At 65.2% G+C, this 26,063-nt stretch carries 29 protein-coding genes and 1 pseudogene; 17 read left to right on the top strand and 13 right to left on the bottom strand.

The window, feature by feature from the left end; all coding sequences use genetic code 11:
• Window positions 1–664 (bottom strand): 16S rRNA (cytidine(1402)-2'-O)-methyltransferase (gene rsmI, locus EOA49_RS08165; RefSeq protein ID WP_127243114.1); only part of this gene is annotated, 664 nt, incomplete at its 3' end.
• 153 nt (window positions 665–817) lie between these two features.
• Between rsmI and EOA49_RS08160 the strand changes: the two genes are divergently transcribed.
• Both EOA49_RS08160 and EOA49_RS08155 read left to right on the top strand, forming a co-directional pair.
• On the top strand, window positions 818–1,015 hold the full coding sequence (locus EOA49_RS08160; RefSeq protein WP_067003211.1) for a hypothetical protein: 198 nt from the start codon (window positions 818–820) through the stop codon (window positions 1,013–1,015).
• 7 nt (window positions 1,016–1,022) lie between these two features.
• Window positions 1,023–1,211 (top strand): hypothetical protein, encoded by a 189-nt coding sequence (locus EOA49_RS08155; protein ID WP_067003209.1) that lies wholly within the window; start codon window positions 1,023–1,025, stop codon window positions 1,209–1,211.
• Between the two features lie 82 nt (window positions 1,212–1,293).
• On the opposite strand, the pseudogene EOA49_RS08150 reads toward EOA49_RS08155, so the two are convergent.
• From EOA49_RS08150 to rph, 5 genes and pseudogenes are all read right to left on the bottom strand, one after another.
• Window positions 1,294–1,618: pseudogene (locus EOA49_RS08150) on the bottom strand (low molecular weight protein tyrosine phosphatase family protein).
• The gene (gene hemW / locus EOA49_RS08145; protein WP_127241322.1) at window positions 1,615–2,793 is read right to left on the bottom strand and encodes a radical SAM family heme chaperone HemW; all 1,179 of its coding nucleotides are present in this window, start codon (window positions 2,791–2,793) and stop codon (window positions 1,615–1,617) included. The pseudogene EOA49_RS08150 and the gene hemW overlap by 4 nt, the downstream one beginning before the upstream one ends.
• Window positions 2,790–3,467 carry an RdgB/HAM1 family non-canonical purine NTP pyrophosphatase gene (gene rdgB / locus EOA49_RS08140; protein ID WP_067323458.1) on the bottom strand — a complete coding sequence of 226 codons (678 nt, stop codon included), beginning with the start codon at window positions 3,465–3,467 and terminating at the stop codon, window positions 2,790–2,792. The genes hemW and rdgB overlap by 4 nt, the downstream gene beginning before the upstream one ends.
• Window positions 3,468–3,878: a VOC family protein gene (locus EOA49_RS08135; RefSeq protein WP_095799529.1), complete on the bottom strand. Its 411-nt coding sequence runs from the start codon at window positions 3,876–3,878 to the stop codon at window positions 3,468–3,470.
• An 82-nt stretch (window positions 3,879–3,960) separates the two neighbouring features.
• The gene (rph, locus tag EOA49_RS08130) at window positions 3,961–4,677 is read right to left on the bottom strand and encodes a ribonuclease PH (protein ID WP_067003199.1); all 717 of its coding nucleotides are present in this window, start codon (window positions 4,675–4,677) and stop codon (window positions 3,961–3,963) included.
• Window positions 4,678–4,857: 180 nt separating this feature from the next.
• Between rph and hrcA the strand changes: the two genes are divergently transcribed.
• The 6 genes from hrcA to EOA49_RS08100 all read left to right on the top strand — a co-directional run bounded on the left by hrcA (window position 4,858) and on the right by EOA49_RS08100 (window position 10,523).
• Window positions 4,858–5,940 (top strand): heat-inducible transcriptional repressor HrcA, encoded by a 1,083-nt coding sequence (gene hrcA, locus EOA49_RS08125; RefSeq protein ID WP_067003197.1) that lies wholly within the window; start codon window positions 4,858–4,860, stop codon window positions 5,938–5,940.
• Window positions 5,941–5,971: 31 nt separating this feature from the next.
• A complete protein-coding gene (locus EOA49_RS08120) occupies window positions 5,972–6,169 on the top strand; it encodes a hypothetical protein (RefSeq protein ID WP_067003314.1) in 198 nt (65 codons plus the stop codon).
• 110 nt (window positions 6,170–6,279) lie between these two features.
• The gene (locus EOA49_RS08115; protein ID WP_127241323.1) at window positions 6,280–7,629 is read left to right on the top strand and encodes a sorbosone dehydrogenase family protein; all 1,350 of its coding nucleotides are present in this window, start codon (window positions 6,280–6,282) and stop codon (window positions 7,627–7,629) included.
• A 112-nt stretch (window positions 7,630–7,741) separates the two neighbouring features.
• Window positions 7,742–8,359, top strand: a complete 618-nt coding sequence (locus EOA49_RS08110; RefSeq protein WP_067323453.1) for a LysE family translocator — start codon at window positions 7,742–7,744, stop codon at window positions 8,357–8,359.
• Between the two features lie 188 nt (window positions 8,360–8,547).
• Window positions 8,548–9,528, top strand: coding sequence for a cysteine synthase A (gene cysK, locus EOA49_RS08105; protein WP_067003192.1), 981 nt, complete (start codon window positions 8,548–8,550; stop codon window positions 9,526–9,528).
• A gap of 365 nt (window positions 9,529–9,893) precedes the next feature.
• A complete protein-coding gene (locus EOA49_RS08100) occupies window positions 9,894–10,523 on the top strand; it encodes a glutathione S-transferase family protein (RefSeq protein WP_127241324.1) in 630 nt (209 codons plus the stop codon).
• 22 nt (window positions 10,524–10,545) lie between these two features.
• On the opposite strand, the gene EOA49_RS08095 is transcribed toward EOA49_RS08100, so the two are convergent.
• Complete coding sequence (locus tag EOA49_RS08095; protein WP_127243113.1) at window positions 10,546–11,793, bottom strand: DUF6596 domain-containing protein; 1,248 nt, start codon at window positions 11,791–11,793, stop codon at window positions 10,546–10,548.
• Between the two features lie 4 nt (window positions 11,794–11,797).
• Window positions 11,798–12,160 (bottom strand): YciI family protein, encoded by a 363-nt coding sequence (locus EOA49_RS08090; protein ID WP_127241934.1) that lies wholly within the window; start codon window positions 12,158–12,160, stop codon window positions 11,798–11,800.
• Between the two features lie 252 nt (window positions 12,161–12,412).
• Between EOA49_RS08090 and EOA49_RS08085 the strand changes: the two genes are divergently transcribed.
• Genes EOA49_RS08085 through EOA49_RS08075 form a run of 3 tightly spaced genes read left to right on the top strand, consistent with a single transcriptional unit; the run spans window position 12,413 to window position 15,911 of the window.
• On the top strand, window positions 12,413–13,372 hold the full coding sequence (locus tag EOA49_RS08085; RefSeq protein ID WP_067003186.1) for a TAXI family TRAP transporter solute-binding subunit: 960 nt from the start codon (window positions 12,413–12,415) through the stop codon (window positions 13,370–13,372).
• A gap of 38 nt (window positions 13,373–13,410) precedes the next feature.
• Window positions 13,411–15,537, top strand: a complete 2,127-nt coding sequence (locus EOA49_RS08080; RefSeq protein WP_127241935.1) for a TRAP transporter permease — start codon at window positions 13,411–13,413, stop codon at window positions 15,535–15,537.
• Entirely contained in the window at window positions 15,534–15,911 is a 378-nt protein-coding gene (locus EOA49_RS08075; protein ID WP_127241936.1) for a DUF1850 domain-containing protein, read from the top strand. The genes EOA49_RS08080 and EOA49_RS08075 overlap by 4 nt, the downstream gene beginning before the upstream one ends.
• A 191-nt stretch (window positions 15,912–16,102) precedes the next feature.
• Here EOA49_RS08075 and EOA49_RS08070 read toward each other — a convergent pair whose 3' ends face one another.
• Window positions 16,103–16,555, bottom strand: a complete 453-nt coding sequence (locus EOA49_RS08070; RefSeq protein ID WP_095825070.1) for a DCC1-like thiol-disulfide oxidoreductase family protein — start codon at window positions 16,553–16,555, stop codon at window positions 16,103–16,105.
• A 195-nt stretch (window positions 16,556–16,750) separates the two neighbouring features.
• On the bottom strand, window positions 16,751–16,897 hold the full coding sequence (locus EOA49_RS08065) for a hypothetical protein (RefSeq protein ID WP_082980733.1): 147 nt from the start codon (window positions 16,895–16,897) through the stop codon (window positions 16,751–16,753).
• A gap of 397 nt (window positions 16,898–17,294) precedes the next feature.
• Between EOA49_RS08065 and EOA49_RS08060 the strand changes: the two genes are divergently transcribed.
• A complete protein-coding gene (locus EOA49_RS08060) occupies window positions 17,295–17,801 on the top strand; it encodes a ferritin-like domain-containing protein (RefSeq protein WP_067003177.1) in 507 nt (168 codons plus the stop codon).
• A gap of 154 nt (window positions 17,802–17,955) precedes the next feature.
• Window positions 17,956–20,469: a DNA ligase D gene (gene ligD / locus EOA49_RS08055; RefSeq protein WP_127240173.1), complete on the top strand. Its 2,514-nt coding sequence runs from the start codon at window positions 17,956–17,958 to the stop codon at window positions 20,467–20,469.
• A gap of 24 nt (window positions 20,470–20,493) precedes the next feature.
• Here ligD and EOA49_RS08050 read toward each other — a convergent pair whose 3' ends face one another.
• A complete protein-coding gene (locus EOA49_RS08050; protein ID WP_067323441.1) occupies window positions 20,494–21,168 on the bottom strand; it encodes a winged helix-turn-helix domain-containing protein in 675 nt (224 codons plus the stop codon).
• 186 nt (window positions 21,169–21,354) lie between these two features.
• Between EOA49_RS08050 and EOA49_RS08045 the strand changes: the two genes are divergently transcribed.
• Together EOA49_RS08045 and EOA49_RS08040 are read left to right on the top strand one after the other, a co-directional pair.
• Window positions 21,355–21,723: an NIPSNAP family protein gene (locus EOA49_RS08045; protein ID WP_067003171.1), complete on the top strand. Its 369-nt coding sequence runs from the start codon at window positions 21,355–21,357 to the stop codon at window positions 21,721–21,723.
• Window positions 21,720–22,064: an antibiotic biosynthesis monooxygenase gene (locus tag EOA49_RS08040; protein WP_067003170.1), complete on the top strand. Its 345-nt coding sequence runs from the start codon at window positions 21,720–21,722 to the stop codon at window positions 22,062–22,064. Before EOA49_RS08045 ends, EOA49_RS08040 begins: the two co-directional genes overlap by 4 nt.
• A 70-nt stretch (window positions 22,065–22,134) precedes the next feature.
• Here the strand turns inward: EOA49_RS08040 and mbfA are convergent, their stop codons facing one another.
• Window positions 22,135–23,118, bottom strand: coding sequence for an iron exporter MbfA (gene mbfA, locus EOA49_RS08035; protein ID WP_067003167.1), 984 nt, complete (start codon window positions 23,116–23,118; stop codon window positions 22,135–22,137).
• 175 nt (window positions 23,119–23,293) lie between these two features.
• On the opposite strand from mbfA, the gene EOA49_RS08030 reads away from it, so the two are divergent.
• Window positions 23,294–23,617 carry a hypothetical protein gene (locus EOA49_RS08030; protein WP_067324609.1) on the top strand — a complete coding sequence of 108 codons (324 nt, stop codon included), beginning with the start codon at window positions 23,294–23,296 and terminating at the stop codon, window positions 23,615–23,617.
• A 313-nt stretch (window positions 23,618–23,930) separates the two neighbouring features.
• Complete coding sequence (locus EOA49_RS08025; protein WP_127240172.1) at window positions 23,931–24,911, top strand: threonine/serine dehydratase; 981 nt, start codon at window positions 23,931–23,933, stop codon at window positions 24,909–24,911.
• Between the two features lie 15 nt (window positions 24,912–24,926).
• Here EOA49_RS08025 and EOA49_RS08020 read toward each other — a convergent pair whose 3' ends face one another.
• Window positions 24,927–26,063, bottom strand: a complete 1,137-nt coding sequence (locus EOA49_RS08020) for an ABC transporter permease (protein ID WP_127240174.1) — start codon at window positions 26,061–26,063, stop codon at window positions 24,927–24,929.

Genomic DNA, 26,063 nt, shown 5'->3' with positions numbered 1-26,063 from the left:
CTCCGAGCGTTCCCGTTCGCATCTCCTCGAACGCCTTGGTGAGCTCGCGGCCAATCGCCGCTTTGCGCGCTCCGCCAAGCGCTTGCGCCATCGCAGCAAGCGTCTCGGCCAGCCGGCGCGGCGATTCATAGAAGATGAGCGTCGCCGGCACCTGCCTGAAGCTTTCGAGCTTGGTGAGCCTCTGGCCCGCCTTGGCCGGCAAGAAGCCGGCGAACAGAAAGGTGTCGGAAGGCAGGCCGGAAGCGGTCAGCGCGGCAAGCGCCGCCGACGGTCCGGGCACCGGAATAACGCGGATGCCGCGCTCCAGCGCCTCGCCGACCAGCCGGTAGCCGGGATCGGAAACCAGCGGCGTGCCGGCATCCGAGATCAGCGCCACGCTTTGTCCGGCAGCGAGCGACTCGATCAGCTTCGGCCCGGCCTCGGCTGCATTGTGCTCGTGATAGGCCGTGGTGCGCCGGCGAATGCCGTAGCGTTCGAGCAGCACGCGCGAGACGCGGGTGTCCTCGCAGGCAACGATGTCGGCGCCGGCCAGCGTCTCCAGCGCACGCAGCGTGACATCGGCGAGATTGCCAATCGGCGTCGCCACCAGATAGAGCGCCGGCTCCAGCGGCCGCGCCGCAATTTCGGTCTGCCCGATTACATAGCTGCGTTTGTCGCCGGTCAATTGAGGCCCTCCCCACGCGCCACTGTTTGCCACGGCTGATCTGCGGTTGCAAAACGTGATGGCGATGCAAGGGAATCGCCATGCCTTTGCCACGATGCGGAACCAAACCGCATAAGGCGGATTTTACCCCTGATTCCCGAGGAGGAGGACAGGATGGACAGCCTGATCATTCAAGACGCTTTCACGCCCTATTATTCGGGCTGCAAGCGCTTTGCCGGATCGGAGAAGGTTGCCGGTTCGGAGGATCGGGAACCCTCCGCCAGGACAAAGGACAAGGAAGCGATGAAGCCGCTTCCAAGCCCCGCGGTTCAAGACGCCTCGACCGAAACCGAAAGCACGACGGAGCACTGACCGGACGATGCCCAATCGCTTCGACATTTTCATCACACGACTCGAAAGCAAGACCGCCCGCGAGGGCATTCCTTCCCATCCGATCGCCGCCCAGCACGGGAACCGCCGCGACAAGACCGATCTGAAGCAGGGCCGTTCCGGCGACGCGCATGCGGAAAAGGATCGCGGGAAGCAGCGTCAGAAGCACGACGCCTAGAGCAGCTGCGACCCTTCGCGATCTCTCGCCTCATCCCAGGCGGAGCGAGGAGCGAAGCGCCATGCTTGGCGCCTGACGCCATTCAGCCCAGATAGTTAGTGACCTTCGCCTCGAGCAGCCGCACCAGTTCCGGATCCATGAACGCATAGTTGTCCGGGATGTCGAGGCAGATCACCCGTGCCCGCATCAGGCTTGACCGGAACTTCTTCTGCAGCTTGACGCGATGCGCCTTCTCCATGACGAAGATGATCTCGGCCCACGCGACCAGTTCATGCGTCAGCGGGGTTGTCCGCGTCGTGATTGGTGCCGGCCGATTCGACCTCGAGGTCGCGGCGCCTGGAAAACACCTGCTCGGCGGTGGGGCTGCGCAGGCGGTTCTGGCTGCAGACGAAGAGAACCTTTTTCACCGCGCGAGGTCTGCCACCACCGCATCGAGCACGATCATGCCGGCGGTCGTGGCGCGGAGGCGGGCGTTGCCGACCGGCGCCACCAGCCCCTCTTCCTGCAGCACCGACAATCGGTCGCTCGCCAGACTACGCCCGGCAAGCGTCTCGTAGCGCTGGAGGTCGATGCCTTCGGCCAGCCGCAGCCCCATCAATAGGAACTCGTCGGCTTCTTCGGCGCGCGTCAGCACCTCGCCGCCGGTGACGCCATGGCCCCTGGCTTCGACCAGGTTGGCCCAGGTCTCAGGCATCTTTTCCGCGACCGTCACGGTACGGCGGCCGTTCTCGACGAAGCGGCCATGCGCGCCGGGTCCGACGCCGACATATTCGCCGTAGCGCCAATAAGTCAGGTTGTGCCGGCTTTCCGCGCCCGGCCGCGCGTGGTTGGAGATTTCGTAGGCCGGAAGCCCGTGCGCCGCGGTCACCTCCTGCGTCAGCGCGTAGAGGTCGGCGGCATGGTCGTTGTCGGGCAGGACGAATTTTCGCGCTGAGTGGAGTGCATGGAACGGCGTGCCCTCCTCGATCGTGAGCTGATAGAGCGACAGGTGGTCGGCGGCATGCCCGATCGCTTCCTCAAGCTCTAAAGCCCAAGCCTCCGGCGTCTGGCCGGGCCGCGCATAGATCAGGTCGAAGGAGAGCCGCGGAAAGATTTCCCGCGCCAGCCCGATGGCGTGCAGCGCCTCCTCGACATTGTGCAGCCGGCCGAGGAAGCGCAGGTCCTTGTCGTTCAGCGCCTGCACGCCGAGCGAGACACGGTTGACGCCGGCCGCCCGATAACCGCGGAAGCGCTCCGCCTCGACCGAGGACGGGTTGGCCTCCAGCGTCACCTCGATCCCGGCAGGCACCGTCCAGTTCTTCGCTACGGCTTCCAGAACCGCTGACACCGTTTCCGGCTTCATCAGCGACGGCGTGCCGCCGCCGAGGAAGATGCTGGTCACCTCGCGCGGCCCGGTGCGGGCGCGCATCGTCTTGAGCTCCGTCTCGAAGGCCCGCGCAAAACGCTCCTGGTCGACCGGCTGGTGGCGAACGTGGCTGTTGAAGTCGCAGTAAGGGCATTTGGCCGCGCAGAACGGCCAATGGATATAGACGCCGAAGCCGGGGCTGCGGTCGAGCGGCATGGTCTGGCCTGTTCCGATCATTTTGACCTGAGCCGCGCCAGATCCAGCCGCGCCAAATCCAAGCGGGCCTGGGCAAACTTCTGGAAGGCGCGGGCGCGGTGCGACAGGGCTGTTGCCTGGCCGGGCTTCCAGCCATGCTTTTGCTCGGCGCTCATCTCGCCAAAAGTCTTGGCGAAGCCGTTGGGCAGGAACACCGGATCGTAGCCGAAGCCGAGCGTGCCGCGCGGCGGCCAGACCAGCGTGCCTTCGGCCTCGCCGCGGTAATATTCGGCCTCGCCATCGGGAAAGGCGAGGCAGATGACGGCGACGAAACGGCCGGTGCGCTGCGCCGGCTCGGTCGCGCCGACCTCCTGCAGCGCCACTTCGGTGCGCTGCATGGCCATGCCGAAATCGCGTGTGCCGTCCGCCGTCTCGGCCCAGTTGGCGGTGTAGACGCCGGGCGCCCCGTCGAGCGCGTCGACGCAGAGCCCCGAATCGTCCGACAGCGCCGGCAGGCCGGTGGCCTTGGCGGCGGCATAGGCCTTGATATAGGCATTCTCCTCGAAGGTCGTGCCGGTCTCGTCCGGTTCCGGCAGGCCGTAATCCTTGGCCGACTTCGCCTCGAAGCCGAACGGGGCCATCAAGTCGGCGAATTCGCGCAGCTTGCCTTCATTGTGGCTGGCGACGACGATCTTTTGTCCGTTCAAAGAATGCATTCAGAGACCCCAGATCCTTGGTTCGGCGAACTCGATCGAATTGCCCGAAGGGTCGCGGATATAGATCGAATGTCCGCCCTGCGGCCACTCGAAATCGCTTTCGATGGCGATGTTCTTGGCCGCCAAATGCTTGCGCCATTGGGCGATCTCGGCCGCAGTCGCGGTGAAGCAAAGATGCCCTTCGCCGACCGTGCCGTGCGGCGGCACCTTCAGCCTGGCGTCGGGCGCCGGCGGAATTTTCGTCGCCTCGGCATTGAAGATGAGCAGCACGCCGTTGCCGCAGCGGAAGAAGACGTGGCGACCTTCGACCTTGCCCAGCGGATCCAGGCCGAGGATGTCGCGGTAGAAGGCTTCGGCAGCGGTTAGATCTGTGACGTAGAGCGCTGATTCCAGAATCGCGGAGGGAGTCACGAAGCACCCCCCTCTGCCCTGTCGGGCAGATGGCCGGCAGGCCAGAGGGGGATGCGAAGGATCGTCGACCTCATCGGTGACCCTACGCCACCGCCATCTGCTGCAGGCTCACCAGCCGCGAAATACCCTTTTTGGCCAGCCCCATCAGCGCCGAAAACTGCTCTTCGGAGAAGGGCTCGCCTTCCGCAGTACCCTGGATCTCGACGATGCCGCCCTTGCCGGTCATGACGAAATTGGCGTCGGTGCCGGCCGAGGAATCCTCAAGATAATCGAGATCGATGACCGGCTGTCCGTCATGGATGCCGCAGGAGATCGCCGCGACATGGTCCTTGAGAACCTTGGAAACGCTGGCCATCTGGCGCGCTTCCATCCAGCGCAGGCAATCGTATAGCGCCACCCAGCCGCCGGTGATCGAGGCGGTGCGGGTGCCGCCGTCGGCCTGGATAACGTCGCAGTCGACGGTGATCTGCTGTTCGCCTAGCGCCTGCAGGTCGACAACGGCGCGCAACGAACGACCGATCAGCCGCTGGATCTCCAGCGTCCGGCCGCCCTGCTTGCCGGCGGAAGCCTCGCGGCGCATCCGCTCGCCCGTCGAGCGCGGCAGCATGCCGTATTCGGCCGTAACCCAGCCCTTGCCGGAATTGCGCATCCAGGCCGGCACCTTTTCCTCTAGGCTCGCCGTGCACAGCACATGCGTGTCGCCGAATTTCACCAGGCACGAGCCTTCGGCATGCTTGGAGACGCCGCGCTCGAAGGAGATGGCGCGCATTTCGTCGGGCTGGCGTTTGGAGGGGCGCATTCGGCCTTCTTTCCTATGGTTTTGGATTCGTCGGCGGCTTGTAGACGCATGCGGCGGATGGCGCAAAGGAAAAGGGCGCCAAGGAAACGGGGCGCCAAGGAAACGGCGCTAGCGAAAATGGCCCGGGTTGCGCCAGGGAGCCTTAAGTCTATATCTTTCGATAGGAGGTTTTTCGCTGGAATGAACAAGGCAGTCGATCCCGCATCGCAGCCGCCCGTGCTTCAGTCGCTCGACATGCGCTCGCGCGACATCTTCCGGCGGATTGTCGATTCCTATCTGCGCGACGGCGAGCCGGTCGGCTCGCGCAGCCTGTCGCGCATCCTGCCGTCGTCGCTGTCACCGGCCACCATCCGCAACGTGATGAGCGACCTCGAGCATCTGGGGCTGATCTACGCGCCGCACATCTCGGCCGGCCGCCTGCCGACCCAGACCGGCCTGCGCTTCTTCGTCGATGCCTTCATGGAGCTCGGCGATCTGTCGGACGACGAGCGTCGCGTCATCGAGGCGCAGGTGCGTGCCTCGGGCTCGGGCGCCACGCTGGAGCATATGCTGACCGAGGCCAGCCAGATGCTCTCCGGCATGTCGCGCGGCGCCGGCCTGGTGCTCGCCGCCAAGAATGAGGTGGCTCTGAAGCACATCGAGTTCATTCAGTTGGAACCCACCAAGGCGCTCGCCGTCCTGGTGTCGCAGAGCGGCGATGTCGAGAACCGCGTTGTCGACCTGCCGGCCGGTATCACCGTCTCGCAGCTGCACGAGGCCTCGAACTTCCTCAACGCCCATATCCGCGGCCGCACGCTGGCCGAGGCCCGGGTCGAGATCGCGCGCATCAAAGACGAGACCAGGGCGGCTCTCGACACGCTGTCGCAGGAGCTGGTCGAGAAGGGCCTCGCGGTCTGGGCCGGCGCCGAAAGCGGCCTGCCGGCGCGCCTCATCGTGCGCGGCCGCGCCAATCTTCTGGAAAACGTCACCGCCCAGGCCGATCTCGAATTGCTGCGCCATCTGTTCGAGGATCTGGAAACGCAGGACGGACTGCTGCAGCTCCTCGACCTCGCCGAGGAAGGTCCGGGCGTGCGCATCTTCATCGGCTCGGAGAACAAGTTGTTTTCGCTGTCCGGTTCGTCGCTCGTGGTCGCGCCCTATCGCGACAAGGATGCGCGCGTCGTCGGCGCGCTCGGCGTCATCGGCCCGACGCGATTGAACTATGCCCGCATCGTCCCGATGGTCGACTATACGGCCCAGTTGATTTCGCGCATGCTGAGATAGGCAAGCGGGAAACGTCGCAAGGAGGGTGGAAATGGCGCTGGAATCGTTCAAGGCCCAGATCAGCCTGCTGCTCGAGGAGATGGTGAACCAGCCGGAAGACGATCACGAGATCCAGGAGCTACTGCGCGAGAAGCTCAGGGAAATGCGCGCCATGGGCCTGCCGCTGCCGGCCGATCTGGTCGCGCTGGAAAAGCAGCTCGACGACGATCTGGATATCGAAGAGAGCTGAACTGCCGGCGCTTTCCGTCAAAATTTGCATGCCCGGCTTCTCTTTTGGAGAGCCTGCCCGATATTCGCTGTCTGGTTGCTGATGCACGTTGGCGAATAACGGAGAACAGCATGATACGGATTGCCGGCCTTGCCGCCCTCGCCTTGCTCCTGGCCTCCGGCGCCGTCGCGCAACAGGCCGATCAGCCCTTGCTCACCGGCAAGAAGGCCTTCGGTGACTGGAAGGCCGACCGGCCCGGCGTGCGGCGCCTCATCAGGCCCGACGATCTCCCGAAGCCGAATGTCGCCGAATCCGCCTCGAACGGAGGCGGTGTCACCGATCGCCCCGAGGATGCCAAGCCAGCCCTTCCACCCGGCTTTTCGGCCGAGCTGGTGGCTTCGGGCATCAGCAGCCCGCGTGTCGTGCGCACGGCGCCGAACGGCGATCTCTTCGTCGCCGACAGCAGGGCGAACCAGGTCCGCGTCTATCGACTGGCCGAAGGCAGCGCCAAGCCGGCCGAGAAGTCGGTCTTTGCCAAAGGCCTGACCCGGCCCTACGGCATCGCCTTCTATCCGCCGGGCGACAAGCCGCAATGGGTCTATGTCGCCAACAGCAACAGCGTCGTCCGCTTTGCCTATCGCGACGGCGACCTCAAAGCTTCCGGCGAGCCGGAAACGATCGTCTCGGACATCCCGTCGAGCCATCACTGGACGCGCGACATCGCTTTTTCGCCCGACGGCAAAACGCTCTATCTCTCGGTCGGCTCGGGCTCGAATACCGCAGAGGGCATTGGAGCGAGGCCGAAGGGCGGCGTCGAAGAATGGGCGAGATCGGCACCGCTCGGCGCTACCTGGGGCGCGGAGGAAGGCCGAGCGGATGTGCTCGCTTTCGATCCTGACGGCAAGAACCGCAGGATGGTCGCCACCGGCCTGCGCAACTGCTCGGGCATGACGGTGCAGCCGGCTACGGGCGCGCTCTGGTGCGTCGTCAACGAACGCGACGAGCTCGGCGACAACGTGCCTTTCGAATATGCGACCGCCGTCAAGGAGGGAGCCTTCTATGGCTGGCCCTGGTACTATATCGGCGACAACGAGGATCCGCGCCACAAAGGCGCGCGGCCCGATCTCGCCGGCAAGGTCACGGTGCCGGACGTGCTGATCCAGGCACATTCGGCGCCGCTCAACATCGCCTTTTATGAGGGCGGCAACTTCCCGGCCGACTACAAGGGCGACGCCTTCGTCACCCTGCACGGCTCGTGGAACCGCAATGTCCGCACCGGCTACAAGGTGGTGCGGCTGAAGTTCAAGGACGGCAAGCCGACCGGCGAATATGAGGATTTCGCCACCGGCTTCGTCATTGCCGACGATGCGGTCTGGGGCCGGCCGGTCGGTGTCGCGGTGGCGAAGGATGGTTCGCTGATCCTGACCGAGGACGGCAACGGCACGATATGGCGCGTCACCTACGGCGACGGCCGGTCCTGAAGCGGCGCTGGTGCAACCGAATCCGGCCGCAAGGCAATTAACGCCGCCCCGACGCCGTGGTAAAAGGCCGCCGCTCTGGATCCCGATCTCGGGATAGCGCTGGGTTCAAGCCATGACACTGACAGGATTTCTCGCCTACAGCGCCGCCCTCGGCGTCGCCGCCGCCATTCCGGGCCCCGGCGTGACGGCGCTTGTTGCCCGCGCGCTCGGCTCCGGCTTCCGTTCGTCGCTCGCTATGTCGTTCGGTCTCATGCTCGGCGACATTACCTACCTCACTGCCGTCGTGCTCGGCCTCGCCTTCGTCGCCCAGACCTTCGGCATGGTCTTCCTCGCCATCAAATGGGCGGGGGTCGCTTATCTCGCCTTCCTTGCCTGGCGCTTCTGGACGAGCGGCATCTCGCCCGAGACGGTCGAGGCGCGCAAGGGCAGAAGCGGCCTGGCGTCGAGCTTCATCGCCGGGCTGACGGTGACGCTCGGCAACCCGAAGACGATGATCTTCTATCTCGCCATCACGCCGACCATCGTCGACCTGAAGACGATCACGCCGGCCGACTACGGCATCCTTGTCGCGCTGACCGTTGTCGTCCTGTTCGTGGTGCTGGTCCCCTATCTGGCGCTGGCTGCCAAGGCGCGCTGGTTCCTGAGATCGCCGCGCGCGCTCAAGGTGCTGAACCGCACCGCCGCCGGCTTCATGATGGGAGCGGCAGCCGCCATCGCGGCCCGTCAATAGGCCGCATTCTCAACCGGCCCCCGTTTCGGGGAAAGCGTCCCCAAAACGGGCCGATCCAAAAAATGCATTTCCGGCGCGGGGAGGTTTTCAGCAGCCGCCCCACTCGGATATTTTCGGCGGGCAGCCTATCTTGCGCGGCTGAAAGCCTTATTCTGTATGCCTATGCCTTTGCCTTGGGAGCGAAACCAATGAACAAGCCCGTCACCTCCGCGCGCGTCCCCGGCCGCGGCCGCATCTTCAACTCGATCACCGAGACGATTGGAGACACGCCGCTGGTGCGGCTGGATAAGTTCGCCAAGGAGAAGGGCGTCGTCGCCAACCTGCTGGCTAAGCTTGAATTCTTCAACCCGATCGCCTCGGTCAAGGACCGCATCGGCGTCTCGATGATCGAGGCGCTGGAGGAGGCCGGCAAGATCGCGCCGGGCAAGACCACGCTGATCGAACCGACCTCCGGCAACACCGGCATCGCGCTGGCCTTCGCCGCCGCCGCCAAGGGTTACAAGCTGATCCTCACCATGCCGGAGACAATGTCGGTCGAACGTCGCAAGATGCTGGCGCTGCTCGGTGCCGAATTGGTGCTCACCGAAGGCCCGAAAGGCATGAAGGGCGCCATCGCCAAGGCCGACGAGCTTGCCGCCACGCTGCCCAACGCCATCATCCCGCAGCAGTTCGAGAATCCGGCCAATCCGGAAATCCACCGCCGCACCACGGCGGAGGAGGTCTGGAACGACACCAATGGCGAGGTCGACATCTTCGTGGCCGGCATCGGCACCGGCGGCACGATCACCGGCGTCGGCCAGGTGCTGAAGAAGCGCAAGCCTTCGCTGCATGTCGTGGCGGTCGAGCCGGAAGCCTCGCCGGTGCTCTCCGGCGGCCAGCCCGGCCCGCACAAGATTCAAGGCATCGGCGCCGGCTTCGCGCCCAAGATCCTCGACACCACGATCTATGACGAGATCGTCAGGGTCTCGAACGAGGATTCGGTCGCCAATGCGCGCCTCGTCGCCCGCCTCGAAGGCGTGCCGGTCGGCATCTCGTCGGGTGCCGCGCTGCAGGCGGCGATCGTCGTCGGCTCGCGGCCGGAAAACAAGGACAAGAACCTCGTCGTCGTCATCCCGTCCTTCGCCGAGCGCTATCTCTCGACGATCCTGTTCGACGGGCTGGGGGCGTAGGCGCTCATACCTCGAAGAATGGCCGGGAAATGCCACGGTCCAGAATGGATACCACCTGTCTTATCCGAGATTAACGGAGCCGCTGTTCCTCCTCCGCAGAAAGATCCGCAACGCTTGTGACGTGGAGACGTCAAGGCATGGATCCTCGGGTCTGCGCGCGTCGCGCAGCTCGTTGCTCGCACGTGGATGACCAAGTCGGGAACGCCACAGCCAATCTCAAGAGCTTGCGAACAAGCGGCACTCCCGGGATGATGCAAGCTGGATCGCTCAAAAAGCGTCTGTGGCAAGCGGACGCCCGGCTTGAGGAAGGCGCCGCTTCCGGTTCAAATCGCCGCCGGCCTCGAATCGGCCGGCGGGAGGATTTTATGTACAAGCTTTACACGCGTCCCGGCAGCGGCGGCTTCGTCGTCGAGGCGGCCTTGGCTATGGCCGGCGCGCCTTTCCGGCAGATCGACGTGCCGAAGAAGGATCCGCCCGATCCGGCTTTCCTCGCCATCAGCCCGCTGAACCAGGTGCCGGCGCTGACATTGCCCGACGGCCGGTCGATGACCGAATCGGCGGCGATCTGCATCCTGCTCGCCGAGCGTCATCCAGAAGCGCATCTGGCGCCGCAAGCGGGCTCGCCGGCGCGCGCCGATTTCCTGCGCTGGATGGCCTTCATGTCGTCGGCGCTCTATCCCGCGATCCTGAGGCTCTATTACCCCCACCGCTACACGGCCGACGCCGATAGCGTGCAGGTGGTCAAGGAGGCGGCTATTGCCGAAATGGATCGCGGCTTTGCCATTCTCGATAGCGCGCTCGCCGGCCGTGAGTGGCTGGCCGGTGAGGAACTTTCGCTGGTCGACATCTATCTCGTGATGCTGGTGGCCTGGCATCCCGACACCAAGAGCGCTCGCGTGGCCTGGCCGAACATCGAACGGCTGTGGGGCAAGTTGCGCCAGCATGCGATCATGCGGAAACTGAACCTTTCTCATGAGATGTGGCCGCAGGACTAGTTGCTGGAACCGCCGTCTCGCCTCAGTTGCGGACCAGCTTCCCCCGCTCGGCCTGCAGGAAATGGCGCAAGGCCGGATCGCGCTCGAGGCCGATCGCCCGGTCGTAAGCCTCGGCGGCCTCGGCCGTCCTGCCGAGCCTGGCTAAGAGCTCGGCCCGCGCCGCCCAATAAGGCTGGTACTCGCCAACCCGCTTGTCGCCGCCGATCTCGTCGAGCGCGGCAAGACCCTCGGCTGCGCCCTCGGCTTCGGCGATCGCGACAGCGCGGTTGATCGCCACCACCGGCGAGCCGGCAATCGCCATCAGCGCGTCGTAAAGCTGGCGGATCGCGGCCCAGTCGGTGCGGCCGCTCCGCCGCCTTGCTGTGTGCGCCGACTGGACCGCAGCCTCCAATTGGTAGCGGCCGATGGTTCCCCTGATCGCGGCGCGCCTGAGCAGCGCTTCCGCCTCGTCGATCGGCTTGTCGTCCCAAAGCGCCACGTCCTGCTCAGCCAGCGGCACGAAGTCGCCGTCGGGACTGCGCCGCGCCGTGCGCCGCGCTTCGGCGAAAAGCATCAGCGCCAGGAGCCCGAGCGTTTCCGGCTCGTCCGGGATCAGCGACGCGACCAGCCGGCCGAGCCAGATGCCTTCCGTGGCCAGGTTGCGCCGGCGCGTCTCGGTGCCGGCCGGATCCGACCAGCCCTCGGCGAAGGTGGCGTAAATCGCTTCCAGCACCGCCTCGAGCCGCTCGCCGAGCTCGGCCCGCTCCGGTACCCGGAAGGGGATGGCGGCCTCGCGGATGCGGCTCTTGGCGCGCACCAGGCGCTGGCCCATCGTCGTCGGCGAGACCAGAAAGGCCGAGGCGATGGTTGCGGCGTCGAAGCCAAGCACGGTCTGCAGGATCAGCGGCGCGCGTACGCTGGCCTCGATCGCCGGATGTGCGCAGGCAAACATCAGCCTCAGCCGCTCGTCGGGCAAATCCTCGTGCGTCATGCGCGCCTCCGCCTCTTCGGCAATCAGCTGCAGGTGGCCGCGGGCCGCCTCGCCGGTCAGCCGCCGCCGCACGGCGTCGACGTCGCGGCGGCGCGCCACCGCCAGCAGCCAGGCCTCCGGCTTTTCGGGCACGCCGCTCTTCGGCCAGCGCTCCAGTGCGGCGGCGAACGCGTCGGCCAACGCGTCCTCGGCGCCGGCAACGTCGCGCATGCGAGCAGCGAGATAGGCAACCAGCTTGCCGTAGCTCTGCCGGGCGGCCGCCTCGGCCGCCGCCCGCGCCGTCTCCGGGCGCTTGTCCATATTGCTAGGACCGGTAGTCGGTCATTTCCCAGATCGGCCGCACCTCGACCGTGCCGGTGCTGGCTGCCGGGCAGCGCGCGCCCCATTCCATCGCGGTGTCGATGTCGGTCGCTTCGATCATGTAGAAGCCGGCAAGCTGTTCCTTTGTGTCGGCATAGGGACCGTCGAGCACATTGGTCTTGCCGTCGGCGAGCCGTATCGAAGTGGCCGCCTGGGTCGGACGCAGCCTTTCGCCGGCGAGGTACGCGCCGGATCTCTTCAAGGCTTCGGTATAGGCACCGTAGGCGGCAAGCGTCTGTTCGGTCTTGTCGCGCGGCGCATTCGCCATTGCCGCTTCGTCATTGTAGATCAAAAGCATGTATCGCATGGTCTTCTCCGTTTTCTCGAAGGCCGCGTCGTCGCGGGCCGACCTATGTCGTGCGGCCACGGCCGATTTCGACAGGCGCCGCGAAAATCTTTCGCCTCCAAAGCAATCGAGCGCAAGCCGGCGCTTTCGCCACCCCTCGATCGTTCGTCTAATGGCTGCAATTGCGGGTTGGCATTTGGCGTCTCCTGTCTAAACTCCCAGCTTCGCGCCGGCAGAGGCGGCGCGGCGCGACCATCAGGAGGAGGAAACAAAATGCTCGATTTCAGGACGAAATTTGTTGCCGCCGGCGCTTTGGCATTGTCGCTCGGCCTCGGCGCCATGTCGGCCGGGGCACAGGAATTCATCACCGTGCTGACCGGCGGCACGTCGGGCGTCTACTATCCCCTCGGCGTCGCGCTGTCGGAAATCTACGGCAAGGGCATCGAAGGCGCCCGCACCCAGGTGCAGGCAACCAAGGCATCGGTCGAGAACCTCAACCTGCTGCAGCAGGGCAAGGGCGAGATCGCCTTCGCGCTCGGCGATTCCGTCAAGCTCGCCGCCGAAGGCAACACCGAAGCCGGCTTCCCCGGCAAGCTCGACAAGCTGCGCGGCATCGCCGCCATCTATCCGAACTATATTCAGATCGTCGCCAGCAAGGAGTCCGGCATCAAGACCCTCGCCGACCTCAAGGGCAAGAGCCTGTCGGTCGGCGCGCCCGCCTCCGGCACCGAGCTCAACGCCCGAGCCATCTTCGCCGCCGCCGGGCTGAAATATGAGGATCTTGGACGGGTCGAGTACCTGCCATTCGCCGAGTCGGTCGAGTTGATCAAGAACCGGCAGCTCGACGCCACGCTGCAATCGGCGGGCCTGGGCGTCGCCTCGATCCGCGATCTCGCAACTTCGGTGCCGATCAACGTCGTCGCCGTGCCGGCCGAGGACGTCGCCAAGATCGGCTCGCCCTATCTTTCGGTGATCATTCCCAAGGGCACCTATGAGGGCCAGACCGAGGATGTCGCCACCGCCGCGGTCGGCAATTTCCTTGTCACCCGGGCCGATGTTTCCGACGAGACCGCCTATCAGATGACCAAGCTGATGTTCGAGCATCTCGACCAGCTCGCCGCCGCCCATGCCGCCGCCAAGGCGATCGATCCGGCCAAGGCGCTGGACGGCATGCCGGTGCCGCTGCATCCCGGCGCGGAGAAATATTACAAGGAAAAAGGGCTGATCAAGTAAGCGAGGATGGCGCGGCAGTCTGCTATGGAGCGCGTCGGATGAGCAAAGCAACGTCTGGAACAACGACCGACGGCAATTCGACCACTTTTCATCTCCCTGTCGCCGAAGAACAGGTCGAAGGCCTGCCGCCGGGCTTCGGCGGCGGCATCGCCGGCAAGGCGGCCTTCCTGATTGCCGTCGCCTTCTCCGTTTTCCAGATCTACATCGCCGCCTATGGCAGCCTGCCCAGCCAGGTGGTGCGCGCCATGCATGTCGGCTTCCTGCTGCTGCTCGGCTTCGGCCTGATCGCCAACCTGCGCGCCACCGGCGTAGCGGCGAAGGCCGCGTTCTGGACGCTCGGCGCGCTCGGCTTCGGCACCGGCCTCTACAACTGGGTCTTCTACGCCGACCTCATCCGCCGCTCCGGCTTCCTCACCACGCCGGACCTGATCGTCGGCACGCTGCTGGTGGTGCTCGTCTTCGAAGCGGCGAGGCGGCTGATGGGACTGCCGCTCGCGGTGATCGCCTTCATCTTCCTCGCCTATTGCTTCGTCGGCAATCACCTGCCGCCGCCCTTCATCCATCGCGGCTACGATTTCGCCCAGCTCGTCGACACCTTCGCCTTCGGCACCGAAGGCATATACGGCACGCCGGTCTATGTGTCGGCGGCTTACATCTTCATCTTCGTCGTCTTCGCCGCCTTCCTCGAACGCGCCGGCATGATCGCGCTGTTCAACGATTTCGCGCTTGGCCTGGTCGGCTCCTGGCGCGGCGGTCCGGCCCAGGTCTGCGTGCTCTCCTCGGCGTTGATGGGCACCATCTCCGGTTCGGGCGTCGCCAATGTCGTGGCGAGCGGCCAGTTCACCATTCCGCTGATGAAGCGCTTCGGCTTCCGCTCGGCCTTCGCCGGCGCCGTCGAGGCAACGTCCTCGATGGGCGGCCAGATCATGCCGCCGGTGATGGGCGCGGTCGCCTTCATCATGGCCGAGACGCTGAACGTCCCTTACGCCGAGGTGGTGAAGGCGGCGATCATTCCGGCGTTGCTCTATTTCGGCGCCTGTTTCTGGCAGGTGCATCTGGAGGCGGGCAAGGCCGGCCTGCACGGCATGGCCAAGGCTGAGCTGCCCAATCCCTGGGATGCGGTGCGGCAGCACTGGCCGCTCGTGCTGCCGCTTGCCGTGCTGGTTTACCTGCTCTTCGCCGGCTATACGCCGATCTTCGCCGGCACCATGGGCCTGGCGCTGACCATCGTGCTGATCCTCGGCACGCCGCTGGCGGCGCTGATCGGACCGTTCGCCTTCCGCGTCGTCTTCTGGCTGGCGCTCGGCCTTGCCGCCGCCTCCTTCATGCGCTTCGGCGTCAACATCCTCGGCCTCGTCATCGCGGCGCTCATTGTCGCCTGCGTAACTTTCAAGGGCGGTCGCGAGACGCTGCGCATCTGCGTCGACTCGCTTGCCGAAGGGGCGAAGAACGCGCTGCCTGTCGGCATCGCCTGCGCCATCGTCGGCATCGTCATCGGCACGCTGACGCTGACTGGCATCGCTTCGACCTTCATCGGCTGGATCATCTCCATCGGCGAGAACAATCTGTTCCTGTCGCTGCTGCTCACCATGCTCACCTGCCTGGTGCTCGGCATGGGCATCCCCACCATCCCCAACTACATCATCACCTCCTCGCTCGCCGGCCCGGCGCTGCTGTCGCTCGGCGTGCCGCTCATCGTCAGCCACATGTTCGTCTTCTATTTCGGCATCATGGCTGATCTCACCCCACCGGTGGCGCTCGCCGCTTTCGCCGCGGCGCCCATGGCCAGGGAAAGCGGGCTGAAGATCGGCATTCAGGCGACCAAGCTCGCCATCGCCGGCTTCGTCGTGCCGTTCATGGCCGTCTACACGCCGGCGCTGATGCTGCAGGATGCAGGCCCGATCGCGGCTTCGTTCGGCTATCCGGTCGAGGTCGCCTACGTCGTCGCCAAAGCCTGCATGGGCATCGTGCTCTGGGGCGCCGCCGCCGTCGGCTTCCTCGCTCGCCGCATGGCCTGGTGGGAGCGCTTGGTCGCCTTCGCCGCCGGCGTGCTGCTGGTGGCGGCGCTGCCGCTCACCGACGAAAGCGGCTGGGCGCTGGCGCTGCTCTGGATCGGCTGGCACCGCTGGCGCGCGCGCCAGGCATCCGCGGCCGGCCCTGCATGAGCCTGTGCATCCTCGCAGCCGGCAAGTCGGTGACGCTTGCCGTTGCCGCCTTTACCTTGTCCTGGACGCATTCGGTGGAACGGACGCGCTGGCAAGAGGACTGGAAGGTGACGCCGGCAGGTCTGCGCGTCGTCGAAGCGCGCGTCAAGGGCTCCGGCGCCGGCATGGAGCCGCCGGAAGGTTCGGTGCTGCGGGACGGATGGTGGGTCTATGCTCCCAGGGTCCGATCACAGCCGCGTCTGGTGCTCGCCGCATCCGGCGCAACCGGGGAAGGCTGGACCTTGTGCACGGTCACGAGTTGCCTGGAACTTGGCGGGACGGCCGGGGATTCGGTCGTGCTCGAAGCCTGCGCGGGTTCGAGCCAGCCGCGATAAAATCCGCGTCGCGATCGGCACGAGCCTGGACTTGGTGCCGCCTCGTCCTTTGCAATAGGCCTCGGCCTTGGCGAGCGAGCGGCCGGCGACGAGCAAGGTCAGACGCGGCTCGCTCTCCAGCAACTGCACGATGCGTCCGCCGAAGGTGCCGTAACCGCGGACAATCAGAAGCTTCATCCGACCCTCCGATCTCAACTGATCAGCCGCTGTCGCAGCTCGGCGGAGGGGATCTCGCAGCTGTGTTTGCGGCCGAACAGCGCACAGCGGTTCTTGGCGATGCGGTCGTACAGCCAGTCGCGCAGCGGCCGCGGCAGGACGAGCAGCAATCTCGCGGCGCGCCACGGCCAGCCGAGCGCCGCCATGACGGCGACGAAACTGTCGAGCTTCGTGAAGGCGGCGCCGTCGATGATGGCGAGGTTGCTGTCGTAATCCTCGGTCGGCAGGCCGTGCTCACGAAACAGCGCCTCGCCGAGCGGCGATTGCGCGGTGGCCAAGCGGAAGCGTTTCTTGCGGTCGATCTTGAGGACGATCTGGACGAAGCCCGAGCAGAACACACAGACGCCGTCGAACACGAGCAGCGGCTGGCGGGCATCGTAAGCTTGGCCTGGGAGAAGGGGACGTTTCTGTTCGGACAGGTCGGTCATGTCGGCCCCGGCTGCTTGTGCCCCTAGGCACTAAGCTAGGGGGACACTAAGCCAGCCGGCGGCGGCGTCAAAGTCGCGGCGTTGTCGCACGCCTGCCGTCGATGACGGCGGGGCGCTCGTCACGATAGGTCGTGGCGCGGGTGTCGGCGACCGGCTTGCAGATCCGGCTGTTGTGGCGGCTGTCGAGCATCGTGGTCAGTGCGTGCCGATGCCGAGCGAGTTGCCGCGGCGTGCGCAGGCCGGGCCCGGGCCGCGCATGTAATAGCGCTCGGGCCGATAGGTCGGCGCGACGAATTCGCGGATGGCGGCGGCATAGCCGGCGATGTGGTTCCAGAAGTTCATTTTCCCTGTCCCTGTCCCGTTTTCGGATGTCCCTTCCGAATTGCGGGGATCATAGCCTCGAGGCGTGAATAGTCGGTGAACGCCATGTTAATTTCTGGTCCGAAACGCGTTGCATCGTGGCCGGAATGCGGCTGATTCGCGGTCTTTCCACGCCTTTTGTCGCGTTTCCGGCTCGTGTGACTTTTGCATCACATATGTTTCGTCTCTATGTCGCTTGGGCGCGCTTCTGTTTCACGCATCGAAGGTGGCTTGAAATTTCCGTGCGGCGTCGTCCGCCGGCAGGAACCTGCCCTGCGCGGTGACGTTGATCGATCAAGGCCGGGGCCGAACCCGGCCGCGTTGGCGGCGGACCGGCCGCACAACTTCCGGACAACACCAGACATGGAAGGCAACCGCCATGGGTTTCTTTTCGAAGGACATCAAGACGCTGGACGACCTCTTCGTCCACACGCTGCGCGACATCTATTATGCCGAAAAACAGATCGAGAAATCGCTGCCGAAGATGATCGACAAGGCGACGGATTCGCAATTGAAAGCCGGTTTCGAGAAGCATCTCGCGCAGACCAAGGGCCACATCGAACGGGTCGAGCAGGTATTCGAGCTGCATGGCGTCAAGGCCAAGACCGTCAACTGCCCCGCCATCGACGGCATCCTCGAGGAGGCTGACGACGTGAGCGGCGACGTGGAGGACAAGGAGGTCCTCGATGCCGCACTGATCGCCTCGGCTCAGGCCGTCGAGCATTACGAGATAACGCGCTACGGCACGCTGATCGCCTGGGCCAAGCAGCTCGGCCGCAGCGACTGCGCCAATGTGCTGGCCAAGAACCTCAAGGAAGAAGAGGCGACAGATCGCAAGCTCACCGAGATCGCGGAAAGCAAGGTCAACCTCCAGGCTGCCGAATAGCTAGTTGTGAGCCCGAAAGGCCGGCGGACAGCCGCCGGCCTTTCGCCTGCCCGGAACCGAAGCGGAGCCTTGGCCGTTGCGATGGCACCCGCCTGCCAGGGAGGTCGCCGTGGCGTCTACGTCCAGGCGCAGATCCGCATAGGAGCACGATGTCATGGCCGGCCTCGAGCAATACCACGCCAAGCGCGATTTCCGGAAAACCTCGGAGCCGGCCGGCCAGCTCGCGCCCGGCAAGAAGACCGACGCCGGCGGCATCTTCGTTGTCCAGAAGCATGCCGCGACGCGGCTCCACTATGACTTTCGGCTCGAGCATGATGGCGTGTTGTGGAGCTGGGCGGTCACGCGCGGACCGAGTCTCGACCCGCACGAGAGGCGGCTGGCGGTGCATGTCGAGGACCACCCGATCGACTATGCGTCTTTCGAGGGCACCATTCCGAAGGGCGAATATGGCGGCGGTTCCGTCCTCGTCTGGGACGAAGGCCGGTGGATCCCCGACGGCGACCCGGCCAAGGGCATGAAGAAGGGCCATATCGACTTCGAGCTCGAAGGCCAGAAGCTCAACGGCCGCTGGCATCTGGTCAGGCTGAAGCCGCGCCCGCGCGAAAAGCGCGACAACTGGCTGCTGATCAAATCCGATGACGCCGCCGCCCGCCCTGGTGAAGACATACTTGTAGAGGCGCCGCAATCGGTAAAGTCGGGCTTGACCATCGAGGAGATCGGCGAGGGCAAGACGGCCAAGGGCGCCAAACCAAGGGTCTGGCATTCCAACAAGCCGGCTGCAGGCAAGGCAAAATCCCCACGCCTCGAATTCGTCGAGCCGCAGCTGGCGACGCTCGAAAAGACTGCGCCTTCCGGCGAGGAATGGGTGCATGAGGTGAAGTTCGACGGCTACCGCATGCAGGCGCAGATCGCCGGCAGCGATGTCCGGCTGCTGACCCGCACCGGCCTTGACTGGACGAAGAAGTTCGAAGGTCCGGTCGTGGCCGAGCTTGCCGGACTGAAATGCCGCGACGCCATCATCGACGGCGAGATCGTCGTGTTGGCCGACAGCGGCGTGTCCTCCTTCGCCATGCTGCAGGCGGATCTCTCGGCCGGCCGCACCGACCGCTTCATCTACTACGTCTTCGACCTGATGCGGCTCAATGGCGAGGACCTTCGCCGCGAGCCGCTGGTCGAGCGCAAGCAGGCGCTGGCCGAACTGCTCGGCGAGCGGTCGGAGCAATCCGCCGTCCGCTTCAGCGATCATTTTGCGGAACCAGGCAGCGTCATGCTGCAGCATGTCTGCCGCATGGGTCTCGAAGGCGTGGTGTCGAAACGTGCCGACGCGCCCTATCGCAGCGGCCGCGGCCTCACCTGGATCAAGTCGAAGTGCACGCTGCGCCAGGAATTCGTCATCGGCGGCTACTTGCCCTCCGACAAGACCGGGCGCGGCCTGCGCTCGCTGCTGGTCGGCTATCATGAAGGCGGCAAGCTCAACTATGCCGGCCGCGTCGGCACCGGCTTTTCCGGCAAGGTGGCTGCGGACCTTAAGAAAAAACTCGACAGCCTCAGGACGACGAAGTCGCCTTTTTCTGCCGCCGTGCCGAAGGGCAAGGGCCTCGTCTGGGTCAAGCCCGAGCTTGTCGGCGAAGTGGAGTTCCGCAGCTGGACATCCGACCATATAATCCGCCACGCCTCGTTCCAGGGGCTGCGCGAGGACAAGCCGGCGGAGGACGTGGTGCAGGAAAAGCCGAAGCAAGCCGACGGCAAGACAAAAAGCGGAGCAAAGGCGAGCAGCGGCAGGACCGAGACAAAAACCTCGGCCGGAACGGCGAAGACCTCGGTGAAGCTGTCGCATCCCGACAAGCTGCTGTGGCCCGACGAAAAGGTCTCCAAGCAGGATCTCCTCGATCACTACGCCCTGGTCTGGCCGCGAATTGAGCCATTCGTCGTCAACCGGCCGCTCAGCCTTGTGCGGGCGCCCGACGGCATCCATGGCCAGCGCTTCTTCCAAAAACATGCCTCACCGGGCATGAGCGACAAGATCGCCAGGATGAACGATCCGACCGACGGCGAGGAGATCTTGTTCATCAGGGATTTCGACGGGCTTGCAGCCCTTGTCCAATACGGCGTCGCCGAGGTTCATATCTGGGGCTCGACCGTCGACGAACTGGAAAAGCCGGACCAGATCATCTTCGACCTCGATCCGGACGAGGGCATCGGGGTCGAGGCGGTGCGTGCCGCCGCCCTCGATATCCGAGCCAAGCTGAACGACCTGTCGCTGCCGACGCTGGTCAAGACGTCTGGCGGCAAGGGCTATCACGTGCTGGTGCCGCTCAAGCCCTCCGCCGAATGGGACGAGGTGAAGGACTTCGCCCATGATTTCGCCCGCGCCCTGGAGCAGGCCGCGCCCGACCGCTACACGGCGACGCTGTCGAAGAAGGCGCGCACCGGCAAGATCTTCGTCGACTATCTGCGCAACGGTCGCGGCGCGACCACGGTCGCGCCCTATTCCTCGCGCGCCAAGAAGGGCGCGACGGTGTCGATGCCGGTGACCTGGCCGGAGATCGAGAAGGGCCTGCCGCCCAATGCGTTTCCGCTCGGCGACGCCACGACGCTAAAGCAGCTGAAGAAGGCCGATCCGTGGGCGGATTTCTTCAAGCTGGGCAAACCGCTCAAGCGGGCTTAGCCAACAGCCGAGCCGGCCAGTCCGTCACGCCAGAAATACCCTCTCGAACTCCTGCTTGCCCTTCGGCGAGAACACCACGGCGCGGCTGTCCTTGTCGCGCCGCGCCCATTTTTCGACGATGACCTTGTCGAGGATGGCGGCGCCCAGCGCGCCGGCCAGATGCGAGCGCCGCACGCTCCAGTCGAGGCAGGCGCGGCAGATCGGCCGCTTCGCTTTGCTGTCGATCTCGATGCCGAGCGCGGCGAAATGCGAAATGGCTGACGGCGACAGCCTGATCTCGTTCTCCTGGCGCAGCAGCAGCTTCCGGTCGACCAGACGGTCGAGCATCGCCACCGCCTGCTCGCCGGCAAGATGGTCGTAGCACACCCGCGCCACGCGCATGGCCGCGTCGCGCGGGCCGGGTCGCACCCGCTTCGGGCCGACCGCCTCGGCGACGCCGATGATCGCCTCGAGCATGCCCGCCACCTGCGGGCCGGCAAGGCCGTAGTAGCGATGCCGGCCCTGGCTCGCCAGCGTCAGCAACCCGCCGTCCATCAGCTTGGACAGATGCGAGGACGCGGTGGGCAGCGACACGCCGGCTTCAAGCGCCAGCTCCGACGCGGTCAGCGCCGTGCCGCCCATCAGCGCGTTGAGCATGTTGGCGCGGGCCGGGTCGCCGACCAGGCTGGCGATGCGGGCGATATCGGGTCCTTCACGCATAGTTCGATCCTCATCGAAGCATTCCCGTGAGGGAAGCACTATTCTCAGGCGAGCTCAAGGAGCTCGGCAAACGCTGCTGACACCAGAACGTCTAGCACAGCCGGTGAAGCGATGTTTCGACCGTGGTCGAACCGTCGCCGCCAGCAAGCCTACCGACCCAGTAAGCCAATCGACGAGGAGACCGAAATGACCGTCACCTGCTTCATCCGCTACGAGATCGACCCTTTCGGCAAGGCCGCGTTCGAGCAATATGCGCGCGCCTGGGGTCAGGCCATTCCGCGCTGCGGCGCCGAGCTGATCGGCTATTTCGCGCCGCATGAGGGTTCGGCCACGACGGCTTACGCGGCCTACAACATCGAGAACCTCGCGGCCTACGAAGCCTATCGCGCGCGGCTTGCCGCCGACCCGGCCGGCAAGGCAAACTATGAGTTCGCGCGGCGCGAGAAATTCATTCTCAAGGAAGACCGGATCTTCCTGAAACTGGTCTCGGCACCGCATGGCCCGAGGCAGGTCTTTCGCACCGACGTAACGGTCAAAGAAGGGATAGAGGCATGATCGCCGTCATCTTCGAAGTCGAGCCGGCGGAGGGAAAACGTGACGCCTATCTTGGCATCGCCGCCGAGCTCAAGCCCCTGCTCGACGGCATCGATGGCTTCATCTCGGTCGAGCGCTTCCAGAGCCTGACCGATCCGAGGCGCGTGCTCTCGCTGTCCTTCTGGCGCGACGAGGAAGCCGTCAAGGCCTGGCGCAACACCGAGGAGCACCGGCAGGCGCAGAAGGCCGGCCGTGGCGGCATCTTTGCCGGCTATCGTCTGCGCATCGCCCATGTGGTGCGCGATTACGGGCTAAATGAAAGGGCTGAAGCGCCCGAAGACAGCCGCATAGTGAATGGGTGAAACGCGGCTCTCCCTTCCCCTGTGGGCCTGATGCGTAATTGGCCCGCAAGGGGAGCAGGAGGGTCGGCCCTCACGCATTGCCGATCAGCACACCCGCTCCGAACACCAGCGCGCCGCCCAGCACCACCTGGAAGGCGGCGCGCCAGAACGGCGTCTGCATGTAGCGGTTCTGGATGAAGGCGATCGCCCACAGTTCGAAGAACACGACGATCGCGGCAACGATCGTTGCCGTCCAGAAATAGGGAATGAGATAGGGCAGCGCGTGGCCGAGTCCCCCCAGCGTCGTCATGATGCCGACGGTGAGCCCCCGCTTCACCGGCGAGCCGCGCCCCGAAAGTTTGCCGTCGTCGGAAGCCACCTCGGTGAAGCCCATCGAGATGCCGGCGCCGATCGAGGCGGCGAGGCCGACGAGGAAGGTCTGGAAGGTTGCATGGGTGGCGAAGGCGGCGGCGAAGATCGGCGCCAGGGTCGACACCGACCCGTCCATCAGCCCGGCCAGCCCCGGCTGCACATAGGTGAGGATGAACTGGCGCTGCTCGGTTGTCGCTTCCTCCTCCTTCACCTCGCCCGGGACGTGCTCCTGTTCGAGTTCATGCGCGGAGTTCTCGTGGCCGAGTTCCGCCGCCGCCAGCTCGTCGAGCAGCTTCCGGGTCGACGCATCGGTGGTGCGCTTGGCCGCCTCGACATAGAAGCGATAAGCCTGCCGCTCCATGTCCTCGGCCTGACGGCGCACATGCTCGATGCCGAGCGGCCGCACCAGCCAGTCGGGCTTGCGTTCGTAGTAGCCTCGCACATGCTCGCGCCGGATCAGCGGGATGCGCTCGCCGAAGCGCTTGCGGTGAAGCTCGATGAGGGAATCGCGGTGGCCGTCTTCCTCCTCCGCCATGGCCTCGAACACCTTGGCCGATTGTGGAAACTCTTGTGCCAGCCCGTCGGCATAGGCCCGGTAGATGCGTCCGTCGTCCTCCTCCGACGAAATCGCCAGCGCCAGGATTTCCTGCTCCGACAGCGAATCGAAGGAGCGGCGGCCAAAGCCGAAAACACGGGAAAGCATGAGAAATCACCCTAGTTTAGAACGATTCTAAACTAGGGAATCGTTTGCCGAGGGTCAATCGCGAACGCCGCGGGACAGGCAGAATTCGTCGATCCAGCTTTCCGCTCGCACCCTTCATTATTGCCGAATGTTCACCTATATGGAACGCATTAGCCAAAAACGAAGGAAACACGGGATGACGGACAAGAAGCCCCCGCACGCATTCGATCCAAAGCCGGTTCTCGATCTCATCGCCAGCATCGAGGCCGACCTGGAGCGGCTCAAAGGCCTGGTCGAGCAGCAGGCCGAAAAATTCGACCCCGCCAATCCGCACAACAAGACGCTGGACGGCAAGCTGACCGAGGAAGGCGTCGAATGCTGCTACCGCATGTTCGACGACGGCAAGTCGCGCTACACGGTCGCCCAGCAGATGAAGATCTCTTTTGCTGCCGCCACGCATCGTTTCAACAGCTGGCGCAAGCTCGGCGGCAAGAAGCGGACGCGCGCGCTGCTGGGGTGAGCAGTGGCCGCCCTTCGCTTCGTCATCCTCGGGCTTGACCCGAGGATCATTCCGCGAGCGCTATCACGGAATGCAGAAGCGAGAGCGCGCTCTGGAGGACCCTGCGAAGAATGTCCGTTCTGCTTCGGCTGCCCGCATCGCGAAGGTGCCGACATGGATTCCCGCGTCGCTTCGCTCCTTGCTCCGCCTGAGACTGACGAAGGTGACGGCCGTCGACGCTATCATCGCCAATATTGTCTCCATCACATTTTTTCGTTGGCGCGCCGCGGCGTTTTCCGTGCAGCATATGTGCATCATTCTCACGAGGCCCACCATGACCGCCCTCCCCGGCATCTCCGACATCCACGCCGCTGCCGCCAGGCTTTCCGGGCTGATCGTCGAAACGCCGCTGATCGAATCGCCGGAGCTCAACAAGCGCTATGGCGGCCGCATCCTGTTCAAGCCGGAGACGCTGCAGCGCACCGGTTCCTTCAAGATCCGCGGCGCCTACAACAAATTGTCGTGCTTAAGCGAAGAAGAGCGCAGCCGCGGCGTCGTCGCCTTTTCGTCCGGCAATCACGCGCAGGGTGTCGCCGCTTCGGCCGCCATGTTCGGCGTCAGGGCGGTCATTGCCATGCCCGCGGACGCGCCGGCGCTCAAGGTCGGCAATGTGCGCAAGATGGGCGCTGAGGTGGTGCCTTTCGACCGCTTCAAGGACGACCGCATGACCATCGTTCGCCCCTATATCGAGAAGGGCATGGCGCTGGTGCCGCCTTTCGACGATCCGGCCATCATTGCCGGCCAGGGCACCATCGGGCTGGAGCTGGTGCGCCAAGCGAAGGCGCTGGGCGTCAGCCTGGACGCAGTTGTCGTGCCCTGCGGCGGCGGGGGTCTGTCGAGCGGCATTTCCGTCGCGGTGAAGGACGCCTCGGCACAGACGCAAGTCTGGGCGGTCGAGCCGGAGCATTTCGACGACACGCGCCGCTCGCTCGCCAAGGGTGACCGGGTCTCGAATGAGCCCGGCCACACCTCTATTTGCGATGCGATCCTGACCGCCGAGCCCGGTGCCATCACCTTTGAGATCAACCGCAAAAACCTCGCCGGCGCCATCGCCGTCTCGGACAAGGCCACGGCGCAAGCCATGCGCGACGCCATGGCGTACTTGAAGCTGGTGGTCGAGCCCGGCGGCTGCGTTGCGCTCGCGGCGCTCGCGTCCGGCGAGATCGATCTCGCCGGCAAATGCCTGGCGGTGGTGCTTTCCGGCGGCAATGTCGATTTCGGCACCTACGCGGAGATCATGGCGGCGGCGGCCTGATCGGTCAGTCGCCGCTCAATCCAGCGTCCGCCGGAACCGCACCAGCGCAACGCCGGCGAACAACGCCACGAACACCACCAGCCAGCCGATCTCGGTCGCCACAGCCGGCAGTTCCGCGCTCTTCAGCATGACGGCGCGGGTGATGCGCAAGAAATGCGTCAGCGGAAAGATCTCGCCAAGGATCTGCGCCCAGCCCGGCATGCCGCGATAGGGGAACATGAAGCCCGACAGCATGATCGAGGGCAGGAAGAAGAAGAAGGTGAGCTGCAGCGCCTGCATCTGCGTGCGCGCGATCGTCGAAATCGTGTAGCCAAGCAGCACCAGCGCCAGCACGAACACCAGCACCGCCGAGAGCAGGAGCGACAGCGATCCCATGAAGGGAATGGAAAACAGGAGCTTCGCCGCTGCCAGCACCACCACCACCTGCACCGCGCCGACCACCAAGTAAGGCAGCACCTTGCCCAGCATGATCTCGAGCGGGCTGGACGGCATGGCCAAAAGGTTTTCCATCGTGCCGCGCTCGGTCTCGCGCGTCAGCGCGATCGAGGTCATCATCACCATGGTCATCTGCAGGATGACGCCGAGCAGGCCGGGAACGATGTTGTATTGCGAGATGCCTTCCGGATTGTAGCGCCGGTGCACGACGACATCGAGCTGGCCGCGCGCCGCCTCCTTCGCCGCTTCCTGCATGCCTTGCGCTCTCAGCAGCGCTTGGCCGGCGACGGTGCTCAGCGTCGAGATGGCACCGCTCGCCACCGCCGGATCGGTGGCGTCCGCCTCGATCAGGATCTGCGGATTGTCGCCGCGCTCCACCCGTCGCGCGAAATCGGCCGGGATGGTGACGACGAAGGCGACATCGCCGCGCGACATCAGGAACTCGGCTTGCGACGCACTTTGCGCCACATGGTCGAAGCGATAGTAGCCGGTGGTCTGCAGCGCCGAGACCATCGCCCGCGTGTAGGGATCGCTGCTGGTCGCGACGAGTGCTGCCGGCAGGCTCCTCGGGTCGTTGTTGATGGCATAGCCGAACAGCACCAGCTGTATCAGCGGCACGCCCAGCATCATGGCGAAGGTGATGCGGTCGCGCCGCATCTGGATGAATTCCTTGATCAGCAGCGCGCCGAGTCTCGAGAAGGAAAAGATCGCTCTCAC

Source organism: Mesorhizobium sp. M1A.F.Ca.IN.020.04.1.1 (assembly GCF_003997315.1).
Taxonomy (GTDB): domain Bacteria; phylum Pseudomonadota; class Alphaproteobacteria; order Rhizobiales; family Rhizobiaceae; genus Mesorhizobium.
The sequence above is the reverse complement of the archived record's forward strand: the minus strand, read 5'-3'. Positions and strand labels throughout refer to the sequence as shown.

What these genes read in the sequence shown, in the direction of transcription:
- EOA49_RS08160 (WP_067003211.1), top strand. Translation starts at nt 818, where the DNA reads ATGGACAGCCTGATCATTCAAGACGCTTTCACGCCCTATTATTCGGGC.
- EOA49_RS08155 (WP_067003209.1), top strand. Translation starts at nt 1,023, where the DNA reads ATGCCCAATCGCTTCGACATTTTCATCACACGACTCGAAAGCAAGACC.
- hemW (WP_127241322.1), bottom strand. Translation starts at nt 2,793, where the DNA reads ATGATCGGAACAGGCCAGACCATGCCGCTCGACCGCAGCCCCGGCTTC.
- rdgB (WP_067323458.1), bottom strand. Translation starts at nt 3,467, where the DNA reads ATGCATTCTTTGAACGGACAAAAGATCGTCGTCGCCAGCCACAATGAA.
- rph (WP_067003199.1), bottom strand. Translation starts at nt 4,677, where the DNA reads ATGCGCCCCTCCAAACGCCAGCCCGACGAAATGCGCGCCATCTCCTTC.
- hrcA (WP_067003197.1), top strand. Translation starts at nt 4,858, where the DNA reads ATGAACAAGGCAGTCGATCCCGCATCGCAGCCGCCCGTGCTTCAGTCG.
- EOA49_RS08120 (WP_067003314.1), top strand. Translation starts at nt 5,972, where the DNA reads ATGGCGCTGGAATCGTTCAAGGCCCAGATCAGCCTGCTGCTCGAGGAG.
- EOA49_RS08115 (WP_127241323.1), top strand. Translation starts at nt 6,280, where the DNA reads ATGATACGGATTGCCGGCCTTGCCGCCCTCGCCTTGCTCCTGGCCTCC.
- EOA49_RS08110 (WP_067323453.1), top strand. Translation starts at nt 7,742, where the DNA reads ATGACACTGACAGGATTTCTCGCCTACAGCGCCGCCCTCGGCGTCGCC.
- cysK (WP_067003192.1), top strand. Translation starts at nt 8,548, where the DNA reads ATGAACAAGCCCGTCACCTCCGCGCGCGTCCCCGGCCGCGGCCGCATC.
- EOA49_RS08100 (WP_127241324.1), top strand. Translation starts at nt 9,894, where the DNA reads ATGTACAAGCTTTACACGCGTCCCGGCAGCGGCGGCTTCGTCGTCGAG.
- EOA49_RS08095 (WP_127243113.1), bottom strand. Translation starts at nt 11,793, where the DNA reads ATGGACAAGCGCCCGGAGACGGCGCGGGCGGCGGCCGAGGCGGCCGCC.
- EOA49_RS08090 (WP_127241934.1), bottom strand. Translation starts at nt 12,160, where the DNA reads ATGCGATACATGCTTTTGATCTACAATGACGAAGCGGCAATGGCGAAT.
- EOA49_RS08085 (WP_067003186.1), top strand. Translation starts at nt 12,413, where the DNA reads ATGCTCGATTTCAGGACGAAATTTGTTGCCGCCGGCGCTTTGGCATTG.
- EOA49_RS08080 (WP_127241935.1), top strand. Translation starts at nt 13,411, where the DNA reads ATGAGCAAAGCAACGTCTGGAACAACGACCGACGGCAATTCGACCACT.
- EOA49_RS08075 (WP_127241936.1), top strand. Translation starts at nt 15,534, where the DNA reads ATGAGCCTGTGCATCCTCGCAGCCGGCAAGTCGGTGACGCTTGCCGTT.
- EOA49_RS08070 (WP_095825070.1), bottom strand. Translation starts at nt 16,555, where the DNA reads ATGACCGACCTGTCCGAACAGAAACGTCCCCTTCTCCCAGGCCAAGCT.
- EOA49_RS08065 (WP_082980733.1), bottom strand. Translation starts at nt 16,897, where the DNA reads ATGAACTTCTGGAACCACATCGCCGGCTATGCCGCCGCCATCCGCGAA.
- EOA49_RS08060 (WP_067003177.1), top strand. Translation starts at nt 17,295, where the DNA reads ATGGGTTTCTTTTCGAAGGACATCAAGACGCTGGACGACCTCTTCGTC.
- ligD (WP_127240173.1), top strand. Translation starts at nt 17,956, where the DNA reads ATGGCCGGCCTCGAGCAATACCACGCCAAGCGCGATTTCCGGAAAACC.
- EOA49_RS08050 (WP_067323441.1), bottom strand. Translation starts at nt 21,168, where the DNA reads ATGCGTGAAGGACCCGATATCGCCCGCATCGCCAGCCTGGTCGGCGAC.
- EOA49_RS08045 (WP_067003171.1), top strand. Translation starts at nt 21,355, where the DNA reads ATGACCGTCACCTGCTTCATCCGCTACGAGATCGACCCTTTCGGCAAG.
- EOA49_RS08040 (WP_067003170.1), top strand. Translation starts at nt 21,720, where the DNA reads ATGATCGCCGTCATCTTCGAAGTCGAGCCGGCGGAGGGAAAACGTGAC.
- mbfA (WP_067003167.1), bottom strand. Translation starts at nt 23,118, where the DNA reads ATGCTTTCCCGTGTTTTCGGCTTTGGCCGCCGCTCCTTCGATTCGCTG.
- EOA49_RS08030 (WP_067324609.1), top strand. Translation starts at nt 23,294, where the DNA reads ATGACGGACAAGAAGCCCCCGCACGCATTCGATCCAAAGCCGGTTCTC.
- EOA49_RS08025 (WP_127240172.1), top strand. Translation starts at nt 23,931, where the DNA reads ATGACCGCCCTCCCCGGCATCTCCGACATCCACGCCGCTGCCGCCAGG.